26 protein-coding genes and 2 tRNA genes are annotated in these 23,595 nt (G+C 58.3%); 10 read left to right on the top strand and 18 right to left on the bottom strand.

What is annotated here, in order from left to right:
• Nucleotides 1-15 precede the first annotated feature (15 nt).
• From GS620_RS10440 to GS620_RS10415, 6 genes are all read left to right on the top strand, one after another.
• A complete protein-coding gene (locus GS620_RS10440; RefSeq protein WP_171172771.1) occupies nucleotides 16-1,380 on the top strand; it encodes a CmpA/NrtA family ABC transporter substrate-binding protein in 1,365 nt (454 codons plus the stop codon).
• Nucleotides 1,381-1,451: 71 nt separating this feature from the next.
• Nucleotides 1,452-2,534: an ABC transporter permease gene (locus GS620_RS10435; RefSeq protein ID WP_152458841.1), complete on the top strand. Its 1,083-nt coding sequence runs from the start codon at nucleotides 1,452-1,454 to the stop codon at nucleotides 2,532-2,534.
• Nucleotides 2,535-2,539: 5 nt separating this feature from the next.
• A complete protein-coding gene (locus GS620_RS10430; protein ID WP_171615677.1) occupies nucleotides 2,540-4,219 on the top strand; it encodes an ABC transporter ATP-binding protein in 1,680 nt (559 codons plus the stop codon).
• Between the two features lie 4 nt (nucleotides 4,220-4,223).
• Nucleotides 4,224-6,659: a nitrite reductase large subunit NirB gene (nirB, locus tag GS620_RS10425; protein WP_171615675.1), complete on the top strand. Its 2,436-nt coding sequence runs from the start codon at nucleotides 4,224-4,226 to the stop codon at nucleotides 6,657-6,659.
• Nucleotides 6,656-6,988 carry a nitrite reductase small subunit NirD gene (gene nirD, locus GS620_RS10420; RefSeq protein WP_170713628.1) on the top strand — a complete coding sequence of 111 codons (333 nt, stop codon included), beginning with the start codon at nucleotides 6,656-6,658 and terminating at the stop codon, nucleotides 6,986-6,988. The genes nirB and nirD overlap by 4 nt, the downstream gene beginning before the upstream one ends.
• Nucleotides 6,988-9,648, top strand: a complete 2,661-nt coding sequence (locus GS620_RS10415; RefSeq protein ID WP_171615673.1) for a nitrate reductase — start codon at nucleotides 6,988-6,990, stop codon at nucleotides 9,646-9,648. Before nirD ends, GS620_RS10415 begins: the two co-directional genes overlap by 1 nt.
• 98 nt (nucleotides 9,649-9,746) lie before the next feature.
• Here the strand turns inward: GS620_RS10415 and GS620_RS22295 are convergent, their stop codons facing one another.
• The 17 genes from GS620_RS22295 to GS620_RS10335 form a co-directional block, all read right to left on the bottom strand.
• Nucleotides 9,747-9,920 carry a hypothetical protein gene (locus tag GS620_RS22295; RefSeq protein WP_371809796.1) on the bottom strand — a complete coding sequence of 58 codons (174 nt, stop codon included), beginning with the start codon at nucleotides 9,918-9,920 and terminating at the stop codon, nucleotides 9,747-9,749.
• A 177-nt stretch (nucleotides 9,921-10,097) separates the two neighbouring features.
• Nucleotides 10,098-10,172: transfer RNA gene (locus GS620_RS10410), tRNA-Phe, on the bottom strand.
• 79 nt (nucleotides 10,173-10,251) lie between these two features.
• On the bottom strand, nucleotides 10,252-10,434 hold the full coding sequence (locus GS620_RS10405; RefSeq protein WP_171232793.1) for a DNA gyrase inhibitor YacG: 183 nt from the start codon (nucleotides 10,432-10,434) through the stop codon (nucleotides 10,252-10,254).
• Nucleotides 10,431-11,453: a ribonuclease E/G gene (locus GS620_RS10400; protein WP_171232794.1), complete on the bottom strand. Its 1,023-nt coding sequence runs from the start codon at nucleotides 11,451-11,453 to the stop codon at nucleotides 10,431-10,433. The genes GS620_RS10405 and GS620_RS10400 overlap by 4 nt, the downstream gene beginning before the upstream one ends.
• A complete protein-coding gene (locus GS620_RS10395; protein WP_171615671.1) occupies nucleotides 11,450-12,028 on the bottom strand; it encodes a nucleoside triphosphate pyrophosphatase in 579 nt (192 codons plus the stop codon). Before GS620_RS10395 ends, GS620_RS10400 begins: the two co-directional genes overlap by 4 nt.
• A gap of 11 nt (nucleotides 12,029-12,039) precedes the next feature.
• Complete coding sequence (gene infA, locus GS620_RS10390; protein ID WP_005978431.1) at nucleotides 12,040-12,258, bottom strand: translation initiation factor IF-1; 219 nt, start codon at nucleotides 12,256-12,258, stop codon at nucleotides 12,040-12,042.
• Between the two features lie 91 nt (nucleotides 12,259-12,349).
• Complete coding sequence (locus GS620_RS10385) at nucleotides 12,350-13,225, bottom strand: carbon-nitrogen hydrolase family protein (protein WP_171615669.1); 876 nt, start codon at nucleotides 13,223-13,225, stop codon at nucleotides 12,350-12,352.
• Between the two features lie 67 nt (nucleotides 13,226-13,292).
• A complete protein-coding gene (locus tag GS620_RS10380) occupies nucleotides 13,293-13,562 on the bottom strand; it encodes a DUF4242 domain-containing protein (RefSeq protein WP_152458857.1) in 270 nt (89 codons plus the stop codon).
• Nucleotides 13,563-13,625: 63 nt separating this feature from the next.
• Nucleotides 13,626-14,219, bottom strand: a complete 594-nt coding sequence (locus GS620_RS10375) for a GNAT family N-acetyltransferase (protein WP_171206173.1) — start codon at nucleotides 14,217-14,219, stop codon at nucleotides 13,626-13,628.
• Nucleotides 14,212-14,610 carry a ketosteroid isomerase-related protein gene (locus GS620_RS10370; RefSeq protein ID WP_152458860.1) on the bottom strand — a complete coding sequence of 133 codons (399 nt, stop codon included), beginning with the start codon at nucleotides 14,608-14,610 and terminating at the stop codon, nucleotides 14,212-14,214. Before GS620_RS10370 ends, GS620_RS10375 begins: the two co-directional genes overlap by 8 nt.
• A gap of 2 nt (nucleotides 14,611-14,612) precedes the next feature.
• Nucleotides 14,613-15,065, bottom strand: a complete 453-nt coding sequence (locus GS620_RS10365) for a low molecular weight phosphatase family protein (protein ID WP_171118521.1) — start codon at nucleotides 15,063-15,065, stop codon at nucleotides 14,613-14,615.
• A 3-nt stretch (nucleotides 15,066-15,068) separates the two neighbouring features.
• Nucleotides 15,069-15,548, bottom strand: coding sequence for a UPF0262 family protein (locus tag GS620_RS10360; protein ID WP_171615667.1), 480 nt, complete (start codon nucleotides 15,546-15,548; stop codon nucleotides 15,069-15,071).
• A gap of 98 nt (nucleotides 15,549-15,646) precedes the next feature.
• Nucleotides 15,647-16,948, bottom strand: a complete 1,302-nt coding sequence (gene hisD / locus GS620_RS10355) for a histidinol dehydrogenase (RefSeq protein WP_171615665.1) — start codon at nucleotides 16,946-16,948, stop codon at nucleotides 15,647-15,649.
• A gap of 61 nt (nucleotides 16,949-17,009) precedes the next feature.
• Nucleotides 17,010-17,531 (bottom strand): GNAT family N-acetyltransferase, encoded by a 522-nt coding sequence (locus tag GS620_RS10350; RefSeq protein ID WP_171615663.1) that lies wholly within the window; start codon nucleotides 17,529-17,531, stop codon nucleotides 17,010-17,012.
• Nucleotides 17,532-18,008 (bottom strand): DUF2948 family protein, encoded by a 477-nt coding sequence (locus tag GS620_RS10345; RefSeq protein ID WP_171206176.1) that lies wholly within the window; start codon nucleotides 18,006-18,008, stop codon nucleotides 17,532-17,534. It lies immediately after the preceding gene.
• Nucleotides 18,005-19,273: a UDP-N-acetylglucosamine 1-carboxyvinyltransferase gene (gene murA, locus GS620_RS10340; protein ID WP_152458871.1), complete on the bottom strand. Its 1,269-nt coding sequence runs from the start codon at nucleotides 19,271-19,273 to the stop codon at nucleotides 18,005-18,007. Before murA ends, GS620_RS10345 begins: the two co-directional genes overlap by 4 nt.
• A gap of 6 nt (nucleotides 19,274-19,279) precedes the next feature.
• Nucleotides 19,280-19,435, bottom strand: coding sequence for a hypothetical protein (locus tag GS620_RS10335; RefSeq protein ID WP_171118532.1), 156 nt, complete (start codon nucleotides 19,433-19,435; stop codon nucleotides 19,280-19,282).
• An 83-nt stretch (nucleotides 19,436-19,518) separates the two neighbouring features.
• Here GS620_RS10335 and GS620_RS10330 point away from each other — a divergent pair.
• From GS620_RS10330 to GS620_RS10320, 4 genes are all read left to right on the top strand, one after another.
• Nucleotides 19,519-19,593, top strand: a tRNA-Thr gene (locus GS620_RS10330).
• 91 nt (nucleotides 19,594-19,684) lie between these two features.
• Nucleotides 19,685-19,897 carry a DUF6538 domain-containing protein gene (locus GS620_RS22290; protein ID WP_371809799.1) on the top strand — a complete coding sequence of 71 codons (213 nt, stop codon included), beginning with the start codon at nucleotides 19,685-19,687 and terminating at the stop codon, nucleotides 19,895-19,897.
• Nucleotides 19,898-19,924: 27 nt separating this feature from the next.
• Nucleotides 19,925-20,593 carry a hypothetical protein gene (locus GS620_RS22285; protein WP_171615661.1) on the top strand — a complete coding sequence of 223 codons (669 nt, stop codon included), beginning with the start codon at nucleotides 19,925-19,927 and terminating at the stop codon, nucleotides 20,591-20,593.
• A 434-nt stretch (nucleotides 20,594-21,027) separates the two neighbouring features.
• A complete protein-coding gene (locus GS620_RS10320) occupies nucleotides 21,028-21,297 on the top strand; it encodes an HlyU family transcriptional regulator (protein WP_171168764.1) in 270 nt (89 codons plus the stop codon).
• A gap of 323 nt (nucleotides 21,298-21,620) precedes the next feature.
• Here the strand turns inward: GS620_RS10320 and GS620_RS10315 are convergent, their stop codons facing one another.
• Nucleotides 21,621-23,336: an adenylate/guanylate cyclase domain-containing protein gene (locus tag GS620_RS10315; RefSeq protein ID WP_253283865.1), complete on the bottom strand. Its 1,716-nt coding sequence runs from the start codon at nucleotides 23,334-23,336 to the stop codon at nucleotides 21,621-21,623.
• Between the last annotated feature and the right edge of the window lie 259 nt (nucleotides 23,337-23,595).

Here is a 23,595-nt window from a genome sequence, read left to right as displayed (position 1 = left end):
CCGAAAGGGAACGAGATGAAAAAGCTTCTTTTAGGCCTTGCTGCGACGACGGCGCTTGTGTCACCGGCACTGGCCGAACTGGAACTGGAAAAAGACGAGCTAACGTTTGGCTTTATCAAACTGACTGACATGGCGCCGCTGGCTGTCGCCTATGAGAATGGGTACTTTCTTGACGAAGGCCTGTTCGTGACGCTGGAAGCACAAGCCAACTGGAAAGTGCTGCTGGATGGCGTGATCGACGGGCAGCTGGATGGCGCGCACATGCTGGCCGGGCAGCCTTTGGCCGCGACCATCGGATACGGCACCGAGGCGCATATCATCACACCATTTTCGATGGACTTGAACGGCAACGGCATCACCGTCTCGAACGAGATTTGGGAAGAGATGAAGCCGAATATCCCGGTGATGGAGGATGGTCGTCCCCAACACCCTATCAGCTCCGAGGCGCTTGCTCCGGTCGTCGAGAAATACAAGTCCGAAGGCAAGCCCTTTAACATGGGCATGGTCTTCCCCGTTTCGACCCATAATTACGAACTGCGCTATTGGCTTGCCGCCGGTGGACTGCACCCCGGCTACTACAGCCCTGACAACGTAACCGGCCAGATCGGCGCAGATGTGTTCCTGTCAGTAACGCCACCGCCGCAGATGCCTGCCACGTTGGAGGCCGGCACGATATACGGCTACTGCGTGGGCGAGCCTTGGAACCAACAGGCTGTGTTCAAGGGTATCGGCGTGCCGGTCATCACGGACTATGAGCTGTGGAAGAACAACCCTGAGAAGGTCTTTGGCATCACTGCCGAGTTCGCAGAAGAGTATCCCAACACCACGCTGGCTGTGACCAAGGCCCTGATCCGCGCCGCGATGTGGCTGGATGAGAACGACAACGCCAACCGCCCCGAGGCGGTCGAGATCCTCAGCCGCGCGGAATATGTGGGCGCAGATTATGACGTGATCGCCAACTCGATGACCGGCACATTTGAATACGAAAAAGGCGACAAGCGCGAAGTTCCTGATTTCAACGTGTTCTTCCGCTACAACGCGACATACCCGTTCTATTCGGACGCGATCTGGTATCTGACACAGATGCGCCGCTGGGGTCAGATCCCTGAATCCAAGCCCGACAGCTGGTATGACGAGGTTGCCAAATCTGTCTACAAACCCGAGATCTATCTGGAAGCCGCGCGCCTGCTAGTCGATGAAGGCCTGGCGAATGAGGCCGACTTCCCCTGGGACAGTGATGGTTACAAAGCGCCCACCCCGGCCGAGGATATCATCGACGGCATCACCTATGACGGCCGCACCCCCAACGCCTATCTCGAAAGCCTGTCCATTGGTCTGAAGGGCGATCAGAAGATCGTCGGCTCGGACGTGCAAGGCTAATCCCATGCGTCGCGCCCGGTATCAGTCGGGCGCACACCCCAAAGTGCCCCGCCATCGCAAGGACACATCAGATGACAACGGTCGATCCCGAATTCAACGCAGACGCCGCCAAAGAGGCGCGTCGCACCCGCCTGTTCACCCGCATCAACGCCGCCGACAAATGGTTCCAGATTCTTGGCCTAAGCTGGGCCACCCCGGTCCTGAAAGCTGCCGCCGGAGACAACCCCCGCGCTCAGATGACCGAAATCTGGCGTCTTCTGGTCGTCCCCCTGCTGTCGATCTGCGCCTTCCTGCTGCTTTGGGGGACGCTCGCCCCGAAAGTGCAAACTTCCCTGGGCGCCGTACCAGGCCCAGCTCAGGTCTGGGCAGAAATGGTCAACCTCAACGAGGACGCACAGGCCAAGGCCGCCAAGCGCGCCAAGTTCGAGGCAATGGTTGAGAAACGGAACCAGAAGCTGATCGATACGGGCCGCGCGGACGAGGTCAAACAAGTCGCCTACACCGGCGCGCCGTCTTACTACCAGCAAATCTGGACCTCTATCAAAACCGTGTTCTTCGGGTTTCTGATCGCGACCGTTGTGGCCGTTCCCCTTGGGATCGCTGCCGGACTGTCGCCTACCGCCAATGCGGCGCTGAACCCGCTGATCCAGATCTTCAAACCGGTCTCACCTCTGGCATGGCTGCCGATCGTGACCATGATCGTCTCGGCCGTCTACGTCACCAACGACGGTTGGTTCGCCAAGTCCTTCCTGATCTCGGCCATCACCGTGACCCTGTGTTCGCTTTGGCCGACCCTGATCAACACCGCGCTGGGTGTGGCGACCATCGACAAGGACTTGGTGAACGTCTCCAAGGTTCTGAAAATGAACACCTATACCAAAGTCACTAAGCTGGTGCTGCCTTCGGCGTTGCCGCTGATTTTCACAGGTTTGCGCCTGTCGCTTGGCGTCGGCTGGATGGTTCTGATCGCGGCGGAAATGCTGGCGCAGAACCCCGGTTTGGGCAAGTTTGTCTGGGATGAGTTCCAGAACGGTTCGTCCAGCTCGCTTGCCAAGATCATGGTTGCGGTCTTCACCATCGGCATCATCGGTTTCCTGTTGGACCGGGTGATGTACGCACTGCAATCCCTCTTCACATTCACGAACAACCGGTGAGCGCGATGAGCATACTGAGCTTCAAAAACGCCACGAAATCCTTCGGTGAAGGCGCCGCGCGCACGGATGTGCTGAAAGGCATCGATCTGGACGTGCAGAAGGGCGAGTTTCTGGTGATCCTCGGCTTTTCCGGCACCGGCAAGACGACCCTGATTAACCTCATGGCCGGTCTGGATACTCCAACTGGCGGAGAGGTCACGTTCAAAGGCACTCCGATCAAGGGGCCGGGTCCGGAACGTGGCGTAGTATTTCAGAACTATTCACTGATGCCTTGGCTGACGGTCAGCGGCAATGTGGGGCTGGCGGTCGATACGGTCTTTCCGGGCCTCGGCAAGACTGAGAAGGCCGAGAAGGTCGCGCATTATGTGCAGATGGTGGGTCTCAGCCATGCTGCCACGCGCCGCCCGGCGGAACTGTCGGGTGGGATGCGTCAGCGGGTCAACGTGGCGCGTGCCTTGTCGATGAACCCCGAGGTTTTGTTGTTGGATGAGCCTCTGTCGGCGCTCGACGCGCTCACCCGTGCCAATCTGGCGGATGAGATCGAACATATCTGGGAGGCCGACAAAAAGACCTGCGTTCTGATCACCAATGACGTGGACGAGGCGATCATTCTGGCCGACCGGATCATCGCTCTGAACCCCGATGGTACGTTGGGCCAGGAATTCCGCGTATCGATCCCGCGCCCTCGCGAACGCGGTGCTATGAACAACGACGAGACGTTCAAGCGCCTACGCGCCGACGTCACCAAGTACCTGATGGATGTGGGGATCGAAGCCAAGGTCGAAGGTTCGCGCATCTTGCCCGATGTGACTCCAATTCACGGTGTGCCGGCTGCGGTGGCTGAGGCGCAAAAGGGGATGATCCAGGACCGCTTCCTCGACTTCTCGCAACTGCACAAAGTGTACCCGACACCCAAAGGCCCTCTGACCGTGGTCGAGGACTTTGACCTGAAAATCGACAAGGGCGAGTTCATATCGCTGATCGGCCATTCAGGTTGCGGAAAATCTACGGTTCTGACCATGGCTGCGGGGCTGAACGATATATCGAAGGGCGCGATCAAGCTGGATGGTCGTCATGTCGAGGGGGCTGATCCAGAACGCGCCGTGGTGTTCCAATCCCCCAACCTGTTCCCATGGCTAACTGCCAAGGAAAACGTCGCGATCGGGGTCGACAAAGTCTATCCCAAGGCCAGCATCGCCGAGCGTCAGGATGTCGTTGAATACTATCTGGAACGCGTCGGTCTGGCCGATGCGATGGACAAATCCGCGAGCGACCTGTCGAACGGCATGAAACAACGCGTCGGCATCGCACGCGCCTTTGCCCTATCGCCCAAGCTGCTGCTGTTGGATGAGCCCTTCGGGATGCTCGACAGTCTGACCCGCTGGGAATTGCAGGAAGTGTTGATGGAGGTCTGGTCCCGCACCAAGGTCACCGCAATCTGTGTGACCCATGACGTGGATGAGGCGATCCTGCTGGCCGATCGCGTGGTGATGATGACCAATGGCCCACAAGCGACCATAGGCAAGATCACCAAGGTCGACCTGCCGCGCCCGCGCACCCGCAAAGCGCTGTTGGAGCATCCGGACTACTACGCCTACCGGCAGGAGGTCCTCGATTTCCTCGAAGAATACGAACACGGCGCCAAGCCAAAAACGCCCGCCCCCAAGGCGATTGCAGCGGAGTGAAACCATGAAACAAAGACTTGTTGTCATCGGCGCAGGCATGGCCTCGGGTCGGGTGCTGGAACACCTGACTGACGCCTCCCCGGACGCGTTCGATATCACCCTGTTCAACGCCGAGCCCCGCGGGAACTACAACCGCATCATGCTGAGCCCGGTTCTGTCGGGTGAGAAGACTTATGAAGAGATCGTCACACATGATGACGCCTGGTACGCCGAGCGGGGGATTGCTTGCCGGTTCGGTGAGAAAGTTGCAAAGATCGACCGCGAGATGAAAGTTGTCGAGGGCGAGCACGGACACCTTCCCTACGACAAGCTGGTGATCGCAACCGGGTCGAACCCGTTCATCATCCCCCTGCCCGGTCATGATCTGGAAGGTGTCATCGCCTATCGCGACCTGGAAGACACCCAGCAGATGATGGACATGGGCCCCGACAACAAGGTCGTCGTGATCGGTGGCGGCTTGCTGGGGCTTGAAGCTGCGGCGGGCATGGCCGCGCACGGCGTTGACGTCACCGTGGTGCATATCATGGGCCACCTGATGGAGCGTCAGTTGGATGTAGCCGCAGGCTACCTGCTGAAGAAGTCGCTGGAAGACAAAGGAATCAAGATCTGCCTACAGGCGAACTCCAAGGAAATCCTTGGGCAAGATGGCAAGGTCCGCGCACTTTTGCTGGACGACGGGGCCGAGCTGCCCTGTGATCTGCTGGTCATGGCCGTTGGCATCCGTCCCAATACAGCGCTGGCGCAGGAGGCCGGTCTGGCCACCGGGCGTGGCATTCATGTGGATGACCAAATGTTGACCTCGGATCCGGAGATTTACGCTGTGGGTGAGTGCGTCGAGCATAACGGAGAGGTCTTTGGTCTTGTCGCGCCGCTCTACGATCAGGCGAAAGTGGCGGCGCATGCCTTGTTGGATAAAGAGGCCGCGTTTGAGCAAAAAACTCTTTCAACGAAGTTGAAAGTCACCGGCTGCGATCTGTTCAGCGCTGGCGATTTCGCAGATGGACCGGGGCGTGAGGATATCGTGTTCCGCGACCCATCGCGGGGCGTCTACAAGCGTCTTGTGATCGAACAGGACCGTCTGATCGGCGCTGTCATGTACGGTGACACGGCCGACAGCGGCTGGTTTTTCGGCCTGATCAAGGATGGCACCAGCATCGAAGACATGCGTGAGACGCTGATCTTTGGCCCGGCCTACCAGGGGGGCGACACCGCGGACCCTCTCTCAGCCGTTGCAGCATTGCCGCCTAAGGCGGAGATTTGCGGCTGCAACGGCATATGCAAAGGCGACATTGTCGAGGCGATCCATTCAGGGGCTGGCGATCTGGGCGCGGTGCGGGCAAGTACCAAGGCCAGCGCTTCCTGCGGAACATGTTCGGGTCTGGTCGAACAGGTCCTGCAGGTCACTTTGGGCGATGCGTTCCAGATGCCAGCCGCACAACCGATCTGTGGTTGCACCGACCTGACGCATGAAGATGTACGCCGTTTGATCAAAGGGCAGGAACTGAAAAGCCAGGCCGCAGTCTGGCAGGAACTCGGCTGGAATACGCCCAACGGCTGTCATGTCTGCCGCCCGGCGATCAACTATTACCTTCTGGCGGATTGGCCACTGGAATATCAGGATGATCCACAAAGCCGCTTCGTTAACGAACGCAAACACGCGAATATTCAGAAAGACGGTACGTTCAGCGTCGTGCCGCGCATGTGGGGCGGGATCACCACCCCCGAAGAACTGCGTGCCATTGCCGACGCCGCCGACAAGTACGACGTGCCAACCGTAAAGGTCACCGGCGGCCAACGCATCGATCTGCTGGGCGTGAAGGGTGAAGACCTGCCTGCGATCTGGTCGGATCTGAACAGGGCCGGTCTGGTCTCGGGTCACGCCTATTCCAAGGGCCTGCGGACGGTCAAAACCTGCGTCGGAACCGATCATTGCCGGTTCGGCACGCAGGACAGCACCGGCCTCGGCATCAAGCTTGAGAAAATCCTGTGGGGGTCTTGGACTCCGCATAAGCTGAAGCTGGCCGTGTCGGGCTGTCCTCGCAACTGCGCTGAGGCGACTTGCAAAGATATCGGCGTTGTCTGCGTGGACTCAGGCTATCAGATCAGTATCGGAGGGGCCGCCGGTATGGACGTGAAAGAGACCGAATTGCTGTGTCAGGTCCAGACCGAGGGCGAAGCGATTGAAGTGGTGATGGCCGTCACGCAAGCCTATCGCGAAGGCGGCAAATATCTGGATCGATTGTATAAATGGCTGGGCAAGGTCGGCATGGACTGGGTCAAAGCTCAGGTCGTGGACGACCTTGAAAACCGCACCGCCTTGGTCGCCAGGTTCGAGCTGTCGCAAAGCATCTACCGTAAAGACCCGTGGGCCGAACACGTCAAAGAAAAAGCGCGGACCTACGCGCCGATTGCAGATTTCACACTGGAGGCAGCGGAATGAGCTGGATCGACATCGGACATATCGACGAGGTTCCCTTACGCGGGGCGCGGTTGGTGAAAACCCATATCGGCTGCATCGCCGTATTCCGTACTGCTGAGGCTGAAGTGTACGCCGCAACCAATAGCTGCCCCCATAAGGGTGGCCCTTTGTCTGAAGGCATCGTCCACGGCCAGTCGGTCACCTGCCCCCTACACAACTGGGTTTTCGACTTGAATACGGGCGAGGCTCAAGGCGCAGATGATGGTCGCATCACCACCTACCCCGTACGTTTGGAAGATGGGCGCATCCTGCTTGACGACAGCGCCGTCACCCGGCGGAGTGCGGCCTGATGGACGGAACTGGCCTGCCAGAGGTCCGGTCAACATGTGCCTATTGCGGCGTCGGCTGCGGTGTTCTTTTGCGCCCCGATGGTGCCGGTGGTCTTACCGTGCGAGGCGACCCGGACCACCCGGCGAATTACGGGCGTCTATGCTCGAAAGGGTTGGCTTTGGACGAAACCGTGGGTCTAGACCACCGGTTGTTGGCCCCACGCGCGTTCGGCCAGGACACCAGTTGGGATAACGCACTGCAATTGGTTGCCGATCGCTTTTCGACCACAATCAGAGAATTCGGACCGGACAGCGTAGCTTTTTACGTCTCGGGCCAATTGCTGACCGAGGATTACTATGTTGCCAACAAGTTGATGAAGGGCTTCATCGGCTCAGCCAATATCGACACCAATTCGCGGTTGTGTATGGCGTCAACTGTGGCCGGGCATAAACGCGCCTTCGGAACCGATACAGTGCCCGGGACTTATGAAGATCTGGATCACGCTGACTTAGTTGTGCTGGTTGGTTCAAACCTTGCCTGGTGTCATCCCGTTCTCTATCAGCGGGTCATGGCGGCGCGTCAGGCGCATGGCACGAAGATCGTGGTCATTGACCCGCGCCGCACAGCGAGTTGTGATCAGGCGGACCTTCATCTGCCGCTTAAGCCAGGCAGCGACGTAGCGCTTTTCAACCGATTGCTTTGCAGAATTCACCACACCGGCCATGTATCCGCCGAATTCCTGGAACGAAGCAATGGGTTCTCTGAAGCCCTCGAACTGGCGCAGCTTGACGATCCTGACGAGACGGGGCTCAGCCCATCTGAGATTGAGGCGTTTTGCGATTTGTGGATCGGTACTGAGCGGGTCGTTACGGTCTTTAGTCAGGGTGTAAACCAGTCTTCCAGCGGTACCGACAAGGTCAATGCGATCTTGAATTGCCATCTGGCCACCGGTCGAATTGGTCGCGAAGGGATGGGGCCGTTCTCGGTCACAGGTCAGCCTAACGCCATGGGCGGTCGAGAGGTGGGTGGTCTGGCCAATACGCTCGCTTGCCATCTGGACATAGAAAACGAGGACCATCGTCAGGCGGTTAAACAATTTTGGAATTCGCCCAACATCCCTCGGAGGCAAGGATTAAAAGCGGTCGATCTGTTCCGATCCATCGAAGACGGTCAGATCAAGGCGCTCTGGATCATCCACACCAACCCTGCGGCTACCATGCCGGACGCGGACAGAGTGAGCGCAGCTATTGAAAACTGCCCATTTACAGTTGTCAGCGACCTGACCGCGCGGACAGATACCGCGCGTATCGCAGACGTGCTGCTGCCAGCGGCGGGATGGGCAGAAAAATCGGGGACTGTAACCAATTCAGATCGCACGATAAGCAGACAACGTGCCGTTTTGAGCCCTCCGGGGCAAGCCCGCTCGGACTGGGATATCTTGGCCGAGGTCGGCCGTAGGATGGGTTGGGAAGAGGCATTTAACTACGAGTCTCCGGCGCAGATTTTCAGAGAATACGCGAGCATGACCTCACTTGCGGCGTCTTTTGGCAAGGACTTCAATATTACCGAGTTGTCCGACGTTGGGGATGAAGACTATGATGCGCTGAGCCCCACACAATGGCCAACGACACTTGGTGCGACCGACAAGCGGTTTTTTGGCGATGGACAGTTTTTTCATCCTGATGGCAAAGCGCGTATTGTTCCGGTTTCTCACAAGCCGCCCAAAGTGGAAACCTGTGCACAATTCCCGTTTCTTTTAAACACAGGGCGAAACCGGGATCAGTGGCATACCATGACACGGTCAGGTTTGTCGCCTCGTTTATCAGCCCACCTTTCCGAACCTTATGTTGACATGAATCCAACAGACGTTGATCGGTTGGGCCTTAGCGCCGCAGATTTGGTCCAACTCGACAGCTCAGTTGGAAGCGGTGTCTTTCGCCTGCGAATCTCGGAAGCTGTCGCACCCGGGCAAGTGTTCGCACCAATTCACTGGACGGGTGAAACGGCACCTTCAGCCCGTGTGGATGCGCTTGTTCCAAGTGTGACTGATCCGATATCTGGACAGCCTGAAAGCAAGGCGACGGCTGTTTCTGTGCGGCGTCTGAATGCTTCCTGGTACGGCTTCGCCATTTCCGTCGATGCGGCTTCGCCTACGGCAGAATACTGGGCAATGAGCAAAACGGGCAAAGGCTACAGGATGGAGTTGGCGGGCAAGCAGGACATCGACGATTGGGAACACAAAGCCCGCGAGTGGTTTGGACTACCTGATGCCATGGTGACTTCAATCGAAGACCCCAATCGCGGCGCGCATAGGATCGCGCTGTCAGACGGACAGCGCCTCTTGGCAGCGCTTTTCGTCTCCCGCCAACCTATCATTCTGATGCGAGACTATTTGGCAAGTTTGCCTGAGGTTTCGCTCATTCAGATACTGTCTGGCCGGTCATCTGCTGCTTCTGAAGACTGTGGACCAATTGTCTGTTCGTGTTTCGGGGTCGGACTAAAAACCATCATCGGCGCCATTCGCGACAAACGTTTGATCAATGCGGACGATATCGGAGATGCCCTTCAAGCTGGAACAAACTGCGGTTCATGCCGGCCAGAGTTGGCTGAATTGGTCGCGGAGCATTCGAAGTTGAACCGCAATACACCCAAGAGTTTCCCGGAAAAACAGCAAGTATAAACCCGGGTTGTCGAGCTGGACAGCAGTCTGCTTTGGTAGGTTATCTAGGTAGGAGCGGTTTCCACTCACTCGATACCCAAAACCTGGCTGAGCGTGATTCACCGGTTCGGGCAATCCGGTGGAAGGATGGCGTCGTCCTGCGCTCCAAGCACCAATATATGCTTACTGAGCAATTTCGTGTCCTGCAACCTCAGATGAAACCAATACTCATCCAGTTGATCAGCAGCCTTTCTTGCGCTCGCCGCCACGATGTTCGCCAAATGAGTACGCAAAGAAAACGCGATCCGAGAAGACGAATAGTAGCGGCAATACTCTTTGGGAACGCGGCACTATAGTAAAACACACCATCTTTTACGAACTTGTACTTGGGTGAAAGGGTCTCTGACATGGTCTACGGCTCCAACCTGCTGTTTAAAGCTCGATTTAAACCAAGGGTTTACCTGAGGAAGTGGTGCCCGGGGGCGGAATCGAACCACCGACACGAGGATTTTCAATCCACTGCTCTACCCCTGAGCTACCCGGGCACGGGAACGACGTTCGTCGTTGGGTGGGGGCCTTCTATGACTTGCTACAAGCGGTGTCCAGAGGCTTTTTCACATTTTTTCAATGCGGTCGCTTTGGCGTGAAGTCCTGCGTGTCATCCTCGGCTTCGAGGTCCTCTTCGCGCTGCGACGGAACCGAGTAGGACCCGTTCAGCCACTTGGCCAAATCAATGTCCGCACACCGCCTGGAACAAAACGGACGAAACTTCTGCTCGGTCGCGGCACCGCAAATCGGGCAGTTCATTTCAGGACCTCCATCACAGGAACGCGACCACGCTTTCGCTGCAACTCAAAGTGGCCCAGCGGGGTCCAGCCTGCAAGAATCGTCTCGTCCGGGTCTGATCTGAACGCGGCGCGTAAAGCGGATTCAAACCCGCGGCGATCCTTCTTTGGCATGGGCGCGAGGTCCAGCGTAATCTGACCAGCCAGCCCACGTACGCGCAAAGCACGGGGCAGCATCTTGGCGCAGGCGAAATTGGCCTTGGTGCCCGCCGCCAGCGAGGTGTCCGCTCCGGTGTTCACATCCACGGCGACCAATGCGCGTGTGGGTTCGATGTAAAGATGCCCCCCGCCCGGCAAAGGCTCGGACGCTCCCCGCACCGTATCCAGCGCATCCAGAACGCCGTGGGTTTCGAACCCGCCCGCCTGTGTCACGACTTCGGCCGGGTCGGTCCAGTCGCGCCAGGCAAGGATATGGGGGCTGTCACCCTCGCTGAGAAGTTCAGGCTCGGTCCCGTCGTCATTCATCACCTGCTCGGCCTGCGTCAACATGGCCGCGATGTCTTCCGAGATCTCTTCGGCATCCGCACCCGCGCAGCAGGAGCGCAGGATCAATCCATAGGCGCTGTCACCCATCTGCTCGTGCGCGATTTCAAGCAGTTGATCGCGTATGTCTTCGTCCTTGATACTGCGCGAAATGTTCAGGCCCGGAGCGTCCGGCGTGACAATCGCATAGCGGCTTTTGAAGAGGATGCGATTGCTCACCGGTATGGCTTTGCCGGGCTCTGCAAAGCCGGTGACCTGTACCAACAACAGGGCACCGGGACCCAAGCCTTTGACTTGTCGCAGGAAAGCAGGGCCATCTGGCGTGGTCAGGAACATCCCGCCCTGCCCCTTGACCGGGCGGTCAGCGCGGGCGCGGTAGATCGTGCCGGGCGCGGGTGCGTCTGCGGCAATCAAGAAGTCATCCAACTTGCCGTCGACCATCAGCGCAGCCGCTTCGCGGCCTTGGATGTGGTCCAGAACAATGGTGCGACCTTTCATGATGCCTCTCGATACAGTGGATAGCCGATGCCTTGCAGCAAGGCCGCGGTCTCGGACAGGGGCAGGCCGACGATGCCTGTAAACGACCCCGAAATCCATGGAATGAAAGCCCCTGCGGGCCCCTGAATCGCATAGGCGCCTGCCTTGCCGCGCCAGTCTCCGGTCGCCAGATAGGCGTTGATCTCGACATCCGACAGACGTTTGACCTTGACCTGTGAGACGACATCACGCTGTAGCACACGGTCTCCGCGCCGGACCGCAACCGAGGTGATCACGCGGTGACGACGACCAGACAGGGAATGCAGAAACTCCGCCGCCTGCCCCGCATCCTCAGGCTTTCCCAGAATCCGACGCCCCAAGGCCACGGTGGTATCTGCGCAGAGGGTGACGGCGTCTCTATCCGCCTGAACAGCCTGCACTTTTTGGCGCGTGATTCGGTGGCAATACGGAACCGGAAGCTCGCCCTTCAGGGGCGTTTCGTCGATGTCGGGGGCGCGGATGGCATCGGGCTGCACGCCAAGCTGGGCCAACAGGTCCAGCCGTCTTGGGCTACCCGATCCGAGAATGAACGCCATTGCGGCAGGCGTTACTTGAAGCGGTAGTTGATCCGACCCTTGGTCAGATCATATGGGGTCATCTCGACCTGAACTTTGTCGCCGGCCAGAACACGGATGCGGTTCTTGCGCATCTTGCCTGCCGTATGTGCGATGATCTCATGGCCGTTTTCCAGCTCGACCCGAAACGTCGCATTAGGCAGGAGTTCCTTCACGACACCGGGAAATTCGAGCGTATCTTCCTTGGCCATGTTGTCTCCATCATTACGTTGCACCCGCAGAATCTGCGGGGGTGTGCGCTTAAATGAGCCTATTTCGGCCTTATTTCAAGGGCGGAATCACCTAAAGAGCGGATATTGTGACCGATTCGACTCGGGCGGCCTGTTCCTCCCAATGGGTTCGGTTCAGCACGTGACCGTCTGCGCGAACCTCAGCGATGGCTGAAAGATCGACATCCGCATAGGTCCAGCCCGGCTGATTCAAAGTGCCTTCGGCCAGCACACCGGTGGCCGGGAACCCCTTGTCGGGCGGGCCAAAGACGCCTCCGGTCCCGGTATTCATATCCACCGCCTCGGACCACTCATTGTTCCCGACCAGCGAGGCCATGACTGTAGCGCATTGATTTTCCAAAGCTCTTGACATTGCGCCAATCCGCACGCGCCAGTAACCCGAAAGCGCTTCGGTACAGGATGGCACAAGAATCAAGTCTGCTTCGCTCAGCGCGCGGCCCAGCAACGGAAACTCGCTGTCATAACAGATCAACACACCGATCTTGCCCAGCGCGGTGTCGAAAAGCTTGAGCGGACCACCGGGGGCGATGTCCCAATCCTCGCGTTCGAACCGGGTCATGATCTGTTTGTCCTGATGGTCGAAACTGCCATCCGGCGCGTAGAAGGCGGCACGGTTCACCGGACGCCCGGTTCCATCAACAACCGGCGCGGACGCACCCAGAATGTAGGTTTTGTACGTCTTGGCGAGGCGGGTGTGCAGGTTTTGTACATCCACCATCCGGTCGGACACGGCCCGGATCGACCGCTCCAGATCGCCCGCCACGTCGGCCCCGTCCAGGGTCGACAGCTCCATCGCGCCGTATTCGGGAAAGACCAACAATTCGGCCCCCTGCCTTGCGGCCTGGGACACCCACCCCTCAAGCTTGTCTTCGTATTGTGCCCAGCTATCCAACCAGTCGAGATCATAGGCGGCAGTTGCGACTTTCATGGCAGCGTCCCCGTGCGGTCAAATTCGCATGACCTTAGTCGCGGACGCAGACCGGAGTACAGCCCAATTACCCTGCGGTCGTCGGATCGATGATCGTGGTCACTTCGGTGATCGTGTTGGCCGGGAACCCGCTGAGTTCCGCATGCTTGTGGATCGCGTCCTCGCTCTCGGCCAGATAGATGCAAAAGGTCTTGTCACCAGCAACATAGGAATGCTCCCACTGCACGCCGGGTATTTGCGCCAGCGCTTCGTTCGACTTCGCAGACGCGCCGCACAGTTCGTCACCGGACATGGAACCGACACCCGGAAGATCGCGTTCGATAACATAGCGTTTCATGGCAATTCCCCCACAGAAAACCCAACACTACCATGATTCGGGAGTTTTTTCTGCGTTTGGCGTTCAGAGATCCCGGATCCAGAACTGAAGGGGTTTTTTCGATTCGCCTTCTTCGCCAATATCTTTCCACGAAAACTGTGCGATCGCACCGGGCAAAGGCGTGTATCCCCGCGCGCGCCAGAAGGCATCCAGCGGGCGGTAATTGTCGGGCCGCATCGGATGATCTGCCGGGCGTTGCACGCCGCAGAACGCGCATTTGGTGAAACCCAGGCTGCGGGCGTGGGCTTCGCGGGCGTCGAAGAACCTGTGGCCGACACCCTGCCCGCGATAGTCGGGCAGCAGCACCGATTCGGCGCAATAGAAGATGTCATGCAGGTCAAGCCCGGTGCCCTCGAAGGCCGCCGCGAAATCTTCGGCGTGGTCAATCAGAGGGGCGCCGGTTGACGCGCCGATCAGACGGTCGTTGTCGAATGCGCCCACCACGATGGCCTTGTCGCTGTCGCGGTAGGATTGCAGGTATTTCCGTTCATATTCCAGGTCGCCATCGTAAAGATACGGCCAGGCGTGAAATACCTTGATCCGCAGCCGGGCAACGTCATCAAGGGCGGCTTCCAGTGCCGCTCCGGTCAGGGGGCGGACGCCGGTGACCTCAGCCATTCGAAACCTGCTTGGTCCAGTCCGCCAGGTTGTAGAAAGTGGTGACGCGGGTGATCTTGCCATCCTTCAGGTCGAAGAACGAACCGGCAGGCAGGCGGTACGTCTGGCCATGCGCATCCGGCAGGCCGTCATCGGTTTCCAGATAGGTTCCGTTGACGATGAATTCGGCTGCTGCGCGGGTGCCGCCTTCGGCTTCGAACACGACGATGTCGGTCAGGTTTTCTTTGTAGCAGCGATTCATGTGCGCGCAGAACGCGGCGAACTTGTCCTTGCCGATGCGGATCTGGCCTTCGTTCACGTGATGGGCCACGTCATCGGACAGGCAGGCCAGCATGGCATCCACGTCACCGGCATTGAAGGCTTCGAAATAGGTTTTGACGGTCTGGTTCATGGTCACTCCGTAGGTTCGCCCCAGCGGTCTTTCAGATGTTTGATGATCTGATCGCGGGTCTGTCGGTAGTGATGTAGCTTTTCTTCGCGGGTCTCGCCCAACCCGGTAGGGTCCATTATTGGCCAATAATCGACATCGAGGTGAAAAACCCGGGTCAGTTCCAGCGCCCGGCGCTGACTGGCGGGCGAAAGCGCCACCACCAGATCGAACGAGCTTAGATCGTCGCCCCATTCCTGCATCTCGTCAAAGGACCGCGAGCGGTGACGGGACAGTTCCACACCCACCTCGTGGCAGGCCGCGATGCAGAACCCGTCGATTTCCAGATCGTTGTGCACGCCTGCGGACTGCACATAGGTGCCCGTGCCGTAAAACTTCTTCATCAGCCCCTCGGCCATCGGAGATCGAACCGAGTTGTGGTCGCAACAGAACAGGACCGACTGCGGCAGAGGCTTCACCCGTCAGCCCCCGAAATGCAGCACGCAGATCAGCGTGAACAGGCGCCGGGCCGTATCGGTATCCACTTCTGCCTTTCCCTCCAGCCGTTCCTGCAGCACGCGGCTGCCTTCGTTGTGGATGCCGCGGCGGGCCATGTCTATGGTCTCGATCTGGCTGGGAGGCAGCGATTTGACCGCGTCGAAATAGCTTTCGCAGATCTGGAAGTAATCCTTGACCACCTGTCGGAACGGGCCGAGCGACAGGTGAAATTCGGCGGCTTTTTCATCCTCTTCCGTCACGATATCAAAGACCAGCCGTTTGTCGCGGATCGAAAGCTGCACGTGATAAGGCCCATCAGGAATGACGCGGTCATCCCGATTGGGCAGCGAAAAGCTGTTGTCTTCCAGCAGATCATAGATGGCAACCTTGCGTTCCTGCTCGATCTCAGGGGTCGGCGGCGGCAGGTTTCGGTCATCCAGTTCGATATGCGAAATGCGGGTCATCTTTACGGCTACAATCCTTTTGTCAGCACAGACCTATATCAACGGAATCCAGTCGGCAACGCAGAGAAGCGCCATATGTGTCCGGTCTTTGCGTCATTTCAGCCATTCAGGCGGTTCAGACGCGCCGTGACTGACAGGCCGTGCGCCTCGAGGCTTTCCGATTGCGCCAGCTGTTCAGCGGCGGGCCCGATGGCGCGCAGGGCCTCGGGGGTCATCTGGCTGAGCGTGGTGCGTTTGAGAAAATCCATCACGCTGAGCCCGGACGAGAACCGCGCGGACCGGGCCGTTGGAAGCACGTGGTTGGGTCCACCGACATAGTCGCCGATGGCTTCGGGCGTGTACTGGCCCAGAAAGATGGCCCCGGCGTGGATGGTTTTTTCGCTCAGCGCCACCGGGTCTGCGACGCAAAGCTCCAGATGTTCTGGGGCGATACGGTTCGACAGGATTGCAGCCTGATCCAGATCACGGACGGTGATGATGGCGCCGAAGTCGCGCCAGCTGGCCCCGGCGATGGCGCGGCGCTGCAGGGTTTCGAGGCGTTTTTCGACCGCCTTCGCGACGCTTTGGCCAAAAGCGGCATCATCCGTGATCAGGATCGACTGCGCGCTTTCGTCGTGTTCGGCCTGGCTGAGCAGGTCCAGCGCGATCCAGTCGGGATCGTTGTCCTTGTCAGCGATGACCAGGATTTCCGAGGGGCCCGCAATCATGTCGATGCCGACCTTGCCAAAGACACGGCGTTTGGCCGCCGCGACAAAGGCGTTGCCCGGGCCCGTGATCTTGTCGACCGGCGCGATAGTGTCGGTGCCATAGGCCAGCGCCGCCACGGCCTGCGCGCCGCCGATGCGATAGACCTCGTCCACGCCCGACAGTTGCGCGGCCAGCAGAACCAGTGGATTCACCTGCCCGTCCGGCGTGGGCACAACGATGGCCAGCCGTTCGACCCCCGCCACCTTGGCCGGGATGGCGTTCATCAGAACCGAAGACGGGTATGAAGCCAGCCCGCCGGGCACATACAACCCGGCGGCTGAAACGGCTGACCAGCGCCAGCCCAGTGTGGCCCCGGCCTCATCCGTCCAGCTTTGGTCGCTGGGCATCTGACGTTCGTGATAGGCCCGGATGCGGGCGGCGGCCAGTTCCAGCGCCGCCCGGTCTTCGGCCCCGACTTGCGCCACCGCGTCTGCGATCTCCTGCGCGCTGAAGGCCAGCGTTTCGGGTGTCAGCTCCAGCCGGTCGAATTTCGCGGTCAGTTCAATAACCGCCGCGTCGCCCCGGTTGCGGACATCGTCGATGATCTGCGCCACAACCGCGTCCACATCCGGGCTGTCCTCGCGCTTGGCAGACAGCAGGGTTTGGAAGGCGGCTTCGAAATCGGGCGATGTGGCGTCAAGGAAAACGGGCATGGTCTGGCACTCCGGGCGTTGCGCCACGGGACATATCGCCCACGGGGCGCGGCCTCAACCCTCAGCCCTGGGGGTGCAGCGATTTGCGCATGGCAAAGCAGGACAGGTCCTGACGGTCACTGCATTGCCCGGTGACCTGCCAGCCGTGGCGCAGATAGAATTCCCGTGCGGTCTTCGTGCCGTCCAGATGCACCTCGGTACAGCCGCACGCGGCCAGCTGCCGTTCCAGCCGCTTTAGCAACGCGGCCCCCACCCCACTGCCGACGTGATCCGGGTCAACATAGAGCAAGGTGATCTTGCCGGTTTCGAACAACCCACCAACTGCGGCCACCTGCCCTTCACGCTGGGCCAGCCAGATCTGTGATCCCGGCTTGAACCAGCCCCGGATGGTCGCCGGGTCCTTGTTGGCGGTCCATTGTTCCAGATGGTCGGGATCGTTGTTGTGATCGGCCACACAAAGCTGCGTGATCGACCGGATCAGCACTCGGCTGATGTCGAACACATCGAACACCGTCGCCGGACGCAGGGCAATACCCTCGGGCACATTTGAAAACGCCTGAGAAATGCCGCGCTTGTTCTGCATCTATTCGGGGTGCTGCGGCGCCCGGCCGGATGGGGCCCGATATGGGCGCGTGACGTCCCTGAGCGCGGCATCCAACGCCTCGACCTTCAGGCGGATCGCGCCGTCTCCCGCCAGGGTCAGCAAGACCTGGCCCGCGCCATCCTCGCCGGGTTCGAATTCGACGGACAGCAGTGACATGACCATGTCCTTCTCACTGCGATCAATGCCCTGGCTGGCCACGGACAGAACGGAATCGAAGACCAGCACCGACTGCACCCGTTCAAACGGGCGGTCACGGCGGGCGGCGGCATCCTTGTCTTCCCAGCGAAAGCGGTTCAGCAACAGGCCAAAGCGGCGGTGCGACGGTTGCCATTTCATCTCGGTCACGGGAAAAACCGCATCCTGCACGAGGGTCGAGATCACCTTCAGATCTTCTGCATCCTCAGCCCCCAGATTCAGCGGGGCTTCGCGCCCGTCTTCAAAACTTGCGTCCGTCATTCGCCCTTGATCCGTTCGATTTTTGCGCCCACGCCTTCCAGCTTGCGCACTACATGTTCATATCCGCGGTCCAAATGATAGACCCGGCTTACCGTTGTCTCACCTTCTGCCGCCAATCCGGCAAGGATCAGCGACACCGAAGCCCGCAGATCCGTCGCCATCACTGGGGCGCCTTTCAGGGTTTCGACACCCGTGACGGTGGCGGTGCCGCCGTGCACCTCGATATTCGCACCCATGCGCACAAGTTCCGGGGCATGCATGAAACGGTTTTCGAAAATACGCTCTTCCAGAACCGAGGTGCCTTCGGCCGTGCACATCAGCGCCATCATCTGCGCCTGAAGGTCGGTCGGGAAGCCCGGGAAGGGTTCGGTCACCACATCCACAGCCTGCACACGGCCGTTCTTGCGCGCCACTTTCAAGCCGTTTTGGGTTTCGGTGACACTGACCCCCGCCGCGTCAAGCTTGGCCGCGAAGGATTCAACCAGCGCCATGCGCCCGCCCAGCAGTTCGACCTCGCCGCCGCAAATCGCCGGGGCCAGCATATAGGTGCCCAGTTCGATCCGGTCGGTGACAACCTGATGGGTGGCACCGTGCAGCCGGTCGACACCCTGAATTTCTATGGTTGAGCTGCCCTCGCCCGAAATCTGCGCACCCATCTTGCGCAGGCATTCGACCAGATCGACGATCTCGGGCTCGCGCGCGGCGTTCTTGAGCACCGTGGTGCCCTTTGCCAGCGTCGCCGCCATGACGATGTTTTCGGTGGCTCCGACCGAGGCAAAGCGCATCTCGTGCACCGCCCCTTTCAGGCCGCCCGGAGCCTTGGCGTGCAGATAGCCGTCCTTCAGCTCGATCTCGGCGCCCAGCGCCTCGAGCCCTTCCACATGCAAGTCCATTGGACGGGCACCAATCGCGCAGCCACCGGGCAGAGAAACAACCGCCTGCCCGAACCGCGCCAGCAAGGGACCCAGCACCAGATTCGAGGCACGCATCTTGCGCACGATGTCATAATCCGCCGTTTGGCTGGTCAGACTGTGGCTCGACATCGCGATCACCTGACCATCTTGCAGCGACGACACCTCGGCCCCCAGCGATTGCAGCAAAGCGGTCATGGTCTTGATGTCGCTGAGACGTGGTGCGTTGGTCAGCGTCAGCGGTTCTTCGCTCAGCAAGGTTGCAGGCATCAGCGTCAGACACGCGTTTTTGGCCCCCGCAATCGGTATCTGACCATTCAGCGGGCCGTTGCCCGTCACCAGAATCGAATCCATCTGCTCTTATCCCTTGTCTTTGTCGGCCTTGTCCCCAGAGGTCGCCCGCGCCTTGGCCTGCGCCTTGCGCCGGGCCATATTGGCCTTCAGCGCCGCTTTCAGCCGCTCTTCGCGCGCATCCCCGGATTTGCCTTGTTTTTTGGGTGAATTTTTATTCGTCATGATCTTTCTCTACAGGAGGTGAAAAAAACCGTCCAGACACCCTTGCGCCGCGTTTCGTTTGAGTCTAATCACCCGCCCACAGCGCTGCTGTAGCTCAGAGGTAGAGCACTCCCTTGGTAAGGGAGAGGTCGAGAGTTCAATTCTCTCCAGCAGCACCATGATTTCCTCATATTCATCAAAAACTTACGCCAAACCAACGGCTTGCACTTGCAGACTCCTACACAGGAGCCCTACACAGTGACCCTTGCCATGCCTACACCAGTCAAAGACAAAAAAAGCGGAATCTACTACGTGAGGGTGCGCGTTCCGGCGGACCTGAAAGGAATCGTTGGCCGTGCCGAGGTGTCAAAGTCACTACGCACCAGAGACCCATCAGAGGCCAAAGAGAGATTTGCGGCTGAATACAGGAAAATTCAAAAGCGATGGGCGTCCTTTAGGGCAAAGCCTGAACCTCTCCCTTAAAAAAAGATCGTTGCTCTGTCTGGTCGCGTGTATTTCCACCTGATGGAAATGCTAGAAAATGAACCGGGTGAACCTGCGATATGGGAACAGGTTTTGCGCCTGAGCCAACAGGCGGAAGCTGTCGAAGGCGGTATGGAAAAATGGTACGGTGTGGTCGCTGACGAGATACTGGCGGAAGAAGGTATTGCTATAGACGAACCGACGCGTGCGCGATTGCTACGTGAAGTTCACCGGTCTTGGACGCAGGCGGCTAGCCAGCAGTTGAAGAGAGCGGAAGGCGATTTCACCCCAGACCCTCAGGCTACGCGCTTCCCTGAGTGGGAACCCACAGCCTCGCCAAAAGTGGCAATCGAAGGCCCTACACTCACCAGCCTTTTTGAACGGTGGAAGAAAGACCACTTGAGCAACGGAAAGGCACCTGCAACGGTCGATGACTTCGCCCAGAAGAAGCACGCTTCGGTCGCTTGTTTGCCATTCTCAGTCCTCCGTTTCCTAAACATAACGGTGGACCCGTTCAGTTGGGGAGGCTCAGTACCCGCGTGCGCGAAACTCTGCAGCGCATTGCCTATGAACGGTGGCAATCGGATGCAATGGTTTTCGGGCATGGCACAGTCAGACCCGGAGCGCATCTTGTTGAATACATGCCGATCGGCAGTCACCACACTTGGTATGGGCTGTTATTCGTCAAAGGGCTGACGGGATTTACAGCGTTCCTTGTGCCTTTGTCAGTTCATTTCTGGGTCGTCACGCTGGACGCAATAAAGTGTGAACGTGGCAAGCTTCCGCTGGGACTACTGCTTACCATTGTCCTCCATACTTTTGGAGAAAACGTTGAGATTCAGACCTATTTGCTATGGCCAAGCCTCCTAATGCTCGGATGCCATCTCAGAGAGGTCAAATCGGTAAATCGGGGAAACTGACATGTAGGCTGGTTTGTTGAAACGCAAGCGCGGTGTTTGCCGTTGCTTTTTCAAGGGCGGATCCTTCGCCGCTTTTTTTGGGGGCATTGTGACTCTGAACGGTGCGCGCTTCCGAACCCTGGATCCTGTGACCTGACCGCGCAACGCCCTTCACTCCGGCCTTGAGCGGCGCTAGTCTCTGCCCTGAACAACGCTGAAAGGAGCCACCCGATGTCCCTCTTCTCAAAACTCTTCGGCGGCGTTGAGAAGTCCAAGCCGGATCCGGTTACTTACAAAGGGTTCGAGATATTCCCCGACCTGATGGCCGAGGGCAGCAAATTTCGCCTGATGGCCCGTATCGAAAAGACCATCGACGGAGATCGAAAGACACATACGGTGATCAGGGCGGATGTCTTCGACACTCGGGATCAGGCCGAAAGCTTTAGTATAGCAAAGGCGAAACAGGTCATTGATGAGCAAGGCGACAGCATTTTCAGCTAGGGAGGTCCTAGCTTGAAGCCTGATCTACGAGCGGAACCGATGAGCATGCTTATGCGTATAATTCTGAACGCATTCCATAGGTTATCATTTGTCAAACTTTGTTCGGCGAAGAAGTCGTCGTGCAGCAGTTTATCTGCCCTGTTATTTTGTTAGCTGCCATCGCAAAGCGCATAAAGCAGGCAATTGCGTAAAACACTGGAATGCAGGTTTTCCCCAGAGCGGAAGATCGGTCATATTTGTCGGGCTTTAGCTTCGAACCCATAGCCGATGCGTTGGGTGTCACTTTCCAGGAAAAATCGCTTTACCGGAAATCCGCGCGGCACTTATTCGGGCAAGCCGGCCAAACGCAAAGACGCGCAGTCTTTCTCCAATCGTTCTGCATCAGAGAAAAGCTGAGTTTTTGCCCAGTCCGATATGGAAAACTGAGGGCGGTATTTCATCACATTCCGCGCCTCATCGCGAGCGGCCTCAACGTTACCCGTTTCCATATGTACGATAACGAGGTCGAGATGCCCAAAGCCTTCAACTCTTTGACCATATTCGGTGAATGCCTTCTTGGCTTCCTCGTATTGACCGTCGAGCCGAAGTGCCAAACCCAGAACGCCAGCATACCAGCCGGGATAGTGAGGGTTGAGAGTAATGGCTTGCCGCGCCACGCGGATCGCTTCTTTTGCCTGCCCATTGAATGCCAATGTAATCGACAGCCTTGCAGCCACATCAGCGTGGTTTGGATTTAGCTGCAGTGCCTTGTTGAACTTCCCGATAGCAGATTCCAGTTTACCGTCGATTGCATCCGCGAAACCCGCAATTGCGTGAGCCTCTGGGTTGTAGCTGTCTATCTCCAGAGCACGTCGTGCGCAGTCGCGGGCCTCTGCCAGCGCCGCATTTCGGTCTGCTACAAAACCGTGCCTTGCTTCGACAGTACAAATGAACCCCAAAGTGCAATATGGCGCGGAGTAGCCAGGATCCAGGGAAATTGCCTGTCGAGCAAACCGACGAGCGTCAGCCTGTGCTTCCTTAGTTATTCTGCGCGAGGCTTCCACAGCTTGCAGCTGAGCAGTCCATGCATCCAGATTTTTCGTCCCCGAACCTCTGAAACGGGCCATCTCGCCCGCCAGTAATTCGACTTGAAGTTCAGTCGCAATTCTCAGGGCAATTTCATCCTGAACCTCGAATACGTCTTCTATCAGGCGATCAAACCGGTCTGCCCAAATGTGCATTCCGGACTTCGCATCGATGAGCTGCGCGGTAATTCGCACACGGCTACTGCTTTGGCGGACACTTCCCTCGAGAACAAGATCGACGCCCTGCTCCAGTCCAACTTGTTTCACGTCTACCGAACGCCCCTTGTAGACGAACGTAGAGTTGCGCGCGACGACCAGTAAGTTCGGGAGTTTTGACAGAGTGGTAATTATCTCTTCGGTAATGCCATCGGCAAAGAATTCCTGATCGGGGTCAGAAGAAAGATTGTCAAAGGGTAGAACGCCGATCAGCAATGACTTCGAGTGACTGGCTGGAGTCACTCGCGGTGGTGCGGAACCGGGTGGCGACCATTGGAATACTTCGACAGGTGACAGGGCATTCTTGAACTGCCGTTCGCCAGCGCGGTGAAATTGCTCGGCGAGCCTCTCATCAAGGCTGCGATGGACGACATCGGAAATCAACACAGCCTCTTCGTCGGAAGCCTCTTGTAGCCGCGAGGCTATATTGATCCCATCGCCGAAGATGTCATCTTCGTCAAATACGACATCTCCCAGATGAACGCCCACGCGCAGTTTAAGCGAGGACTGGGCTGACACTTGGCTTTGAAGATCGAGGGCGCACCGCACTGCGTCCGAGACCGCGCTGAACTCGACCAGCCATCCATCGCCCATTCTCTTTACGATATTGCCGCGATGATCGCTAACCAATGGATCGAACAACTCTCGACGCAGGACACGGAGTTCGCTGAGAGTCCTGTTCTCATCCGCCTTTATCTGGCCCGAGTAGTTTACTACATCGGCCGAGAGTACTGCGGAAAGTCTGCGGTTCCCGTTCATGTCTATTCGTAACGCACAACGCGTTGCTTGGAAAAGACATCTTATTTCTTAGAGACGCTGCACAAACGCCGACCGGCCACTTTTTGGGCAAACCTGTTCCAATCAAAAATTTTCTAAAAGACCGTGGTTTGCAAGAGTCTGTCGTAGTTGACTGAGCCTACCCAACTGATCTGGTCCATGGGAGTATTGAGGAATCTGGGGCATGGCATGTCCCGTCTTGATGCAATCAGGCAGATAGTCGGCGCTTAACAGCCCCACC

Source organism: Ruegeria sp. HKCCD6428 (genome assembly GCF_013110595.1).
GTDB lineage: Bacteria > Pseudomonadota > Alphaproteobacteria > Rhodobacterales > Rhodobacteraceae > Ruegeria.
The sequence above is the reverse complement of the archived record's forward strand: the minus strand, read 5'-3'. Positions and strand labels throughout refer to the sequence as shown.

Excerpts from the sequence above, each read along its gene's own strand:
- GS620_RS10335 (WP_171118532.1), bottom strand. The coding sequence starts at position 19,435 with ATGACGAATAAAAATTCACCCAAAAAACAAGGCAAATCCGGGGATGCG.
- GS620_RS10315 (WP_253283865.1), bottom strand. The coding sequence starts at position 23,336 with ATGAACGGGAACCGCAGACTTTCCGCAGTACTCTCGGCCGATGTAGTA.
- GS620_RS10430 (WP_171615677.1), top strand. The coding sequence starts at position 2,540 with ATGAGCATACTGAGCTTCAAAAACGCCACGAAATCCTTCGGTGAAGGC.
- GS620_RS10345 (WP_171206176.1), bottom strand. The coding sequence starts at position 18,008 with ATGACGGACGCAAGTTTTGAAGACGGGCGCGAAGCCCCGCTGAATCTG.
- nirD (WP_170713628.1), top strand. The coding sequence starts at position 6,656 with ATGAGCTGGATCGACATCGGACATATCGACGAGGTTCCCTTACGCGGG.
- GS620_RS10385 (WP_171615669.1), bottom strand. The coding sequence starts at position 13,225 with ATGAAAGTCGCAACTGCCGCCTATGATCTCGACTGGTTGGATAGCTGG.
- GS620_RS10415 (WP_171615673.1), top strand. The coding sequence starts at position 6,988 with ATGGACGGAACTGGCCTGCCAGAGGTCCGGTCAACATGTGCCTATTGC.
- GS620_RS10320 (WP_171168764.1), top strand. The coding sequence starts at position 21,028 with ATGTCCCTCTTCTCAAAACTCTTCGGCGGCGTTGAGAAGTCCAAGCCG.
- hisD (WP_171615665.1), bottom strand. The coding sequence starts at position 16,948 with ATGCCCGTTTTCCTTGACGCCACATCGCCCGATTTCGAAGCCGCCTTC.
- GS620_RS10370 (WP_152458860.1), bottom strand. The coding sequence starts at position 14,610 with ATGAACCAGACCGTCAAAACCTATTTCGAAGCCTTCAATGCCGGTGAC.
- GS620_RS10440 (WP_171172771.1), top strand. The coding sequence starts at position 16 with ATGAAAAAGCTTCTTTTAGGCCTTGCTGCGACGACGGCGCTTGTGTCA.
- GS620_RS10435 (WP_152458841.1), top strand. The coding sequence starts at position 1,452 with ATGACAACGGTCGATCCCGAATTCAACGCAGACGCCGCCAAAGAGGCG.
- GS620_RS10360 (WP_171615667.1), bottom strand. The coding sequence starts at position 15,548 with ATGACCCGCATTTCGCATATCGAACTGGATGACCGAAACCTGCCGCCG.
- GS620_RS10375 (WP_171206173.1), bottom strand. The coding sequence starts at position 14,219 with ATGGCTGAGGTCACCGGCGTCCGCCCCCTGACCGGAGCGGCACTGGAA.
- GS620_RS10380 (WP_152458857.1), bottom strand. The coding sequence starts at position 13,562 with ATGAAACGCTATGTTATCGAACGCGATCTTCCGGGTGTCGGTTCCATG.
- GS620_RS10395 (WP_171615671.1), bottom strand. The coding sequence starts at position 12,028 with ATGGCGTTCATTCTCGGATCGGGTAGCCCAAGACGGCTGGACCTGTTG.
- GS620_RS10350 (WP_171615663.1), bottom strand. The coding sequence starts at position 17,531 with ATGCAGAACAAGCGCGGCATTTCTCAGGCGTTTTCAAATGTGCCCGAG.
- GS620_RS10400 (WP_171232794.1), bottom strand. The coding sequence starts at position 11,453 with ATGAAAGGTCGCACCATTGTTCTGGACCACATCCAAGGCCGCGAAGCG.
- nirB (WP_171615675.1), top strand. The coding sequence starts at position 4,224 with ATGAAACAAAGACTTGTTGTCATCGGCGCAGGCATGGCCTCGGGTCGG.
- GS620_RS10405 (WP_171232793.1), bottom strand. The coding sequence starts at position 10,434 with ATGAACTGCCCGATTTGCGGTGCCGCGACCGAGCAGAAGTTTCGTCCG.
- murA (WP_152458871.1), bottom strand. The coding sequence starts at position 19,273 with ATGGATTCGATTCTGGTGACGGGCAACGGCCCGCTGAATGGTCAGATA.
- infA (WP_005978431.1), bottom strand. The coding sequence starts at position 12,258 with ATGGCCAAGGAAGATACGCTCGAATTTCCCGGTGTCGTGAAGGAACTC.
- GS620_RS22290 (WP_371809799.1), top strand. The coding sequence starts at position 19,685 with ATGCCTACACCAGTCAAAGACAAAAAAAGCGGAATCTACTACGTGAGG.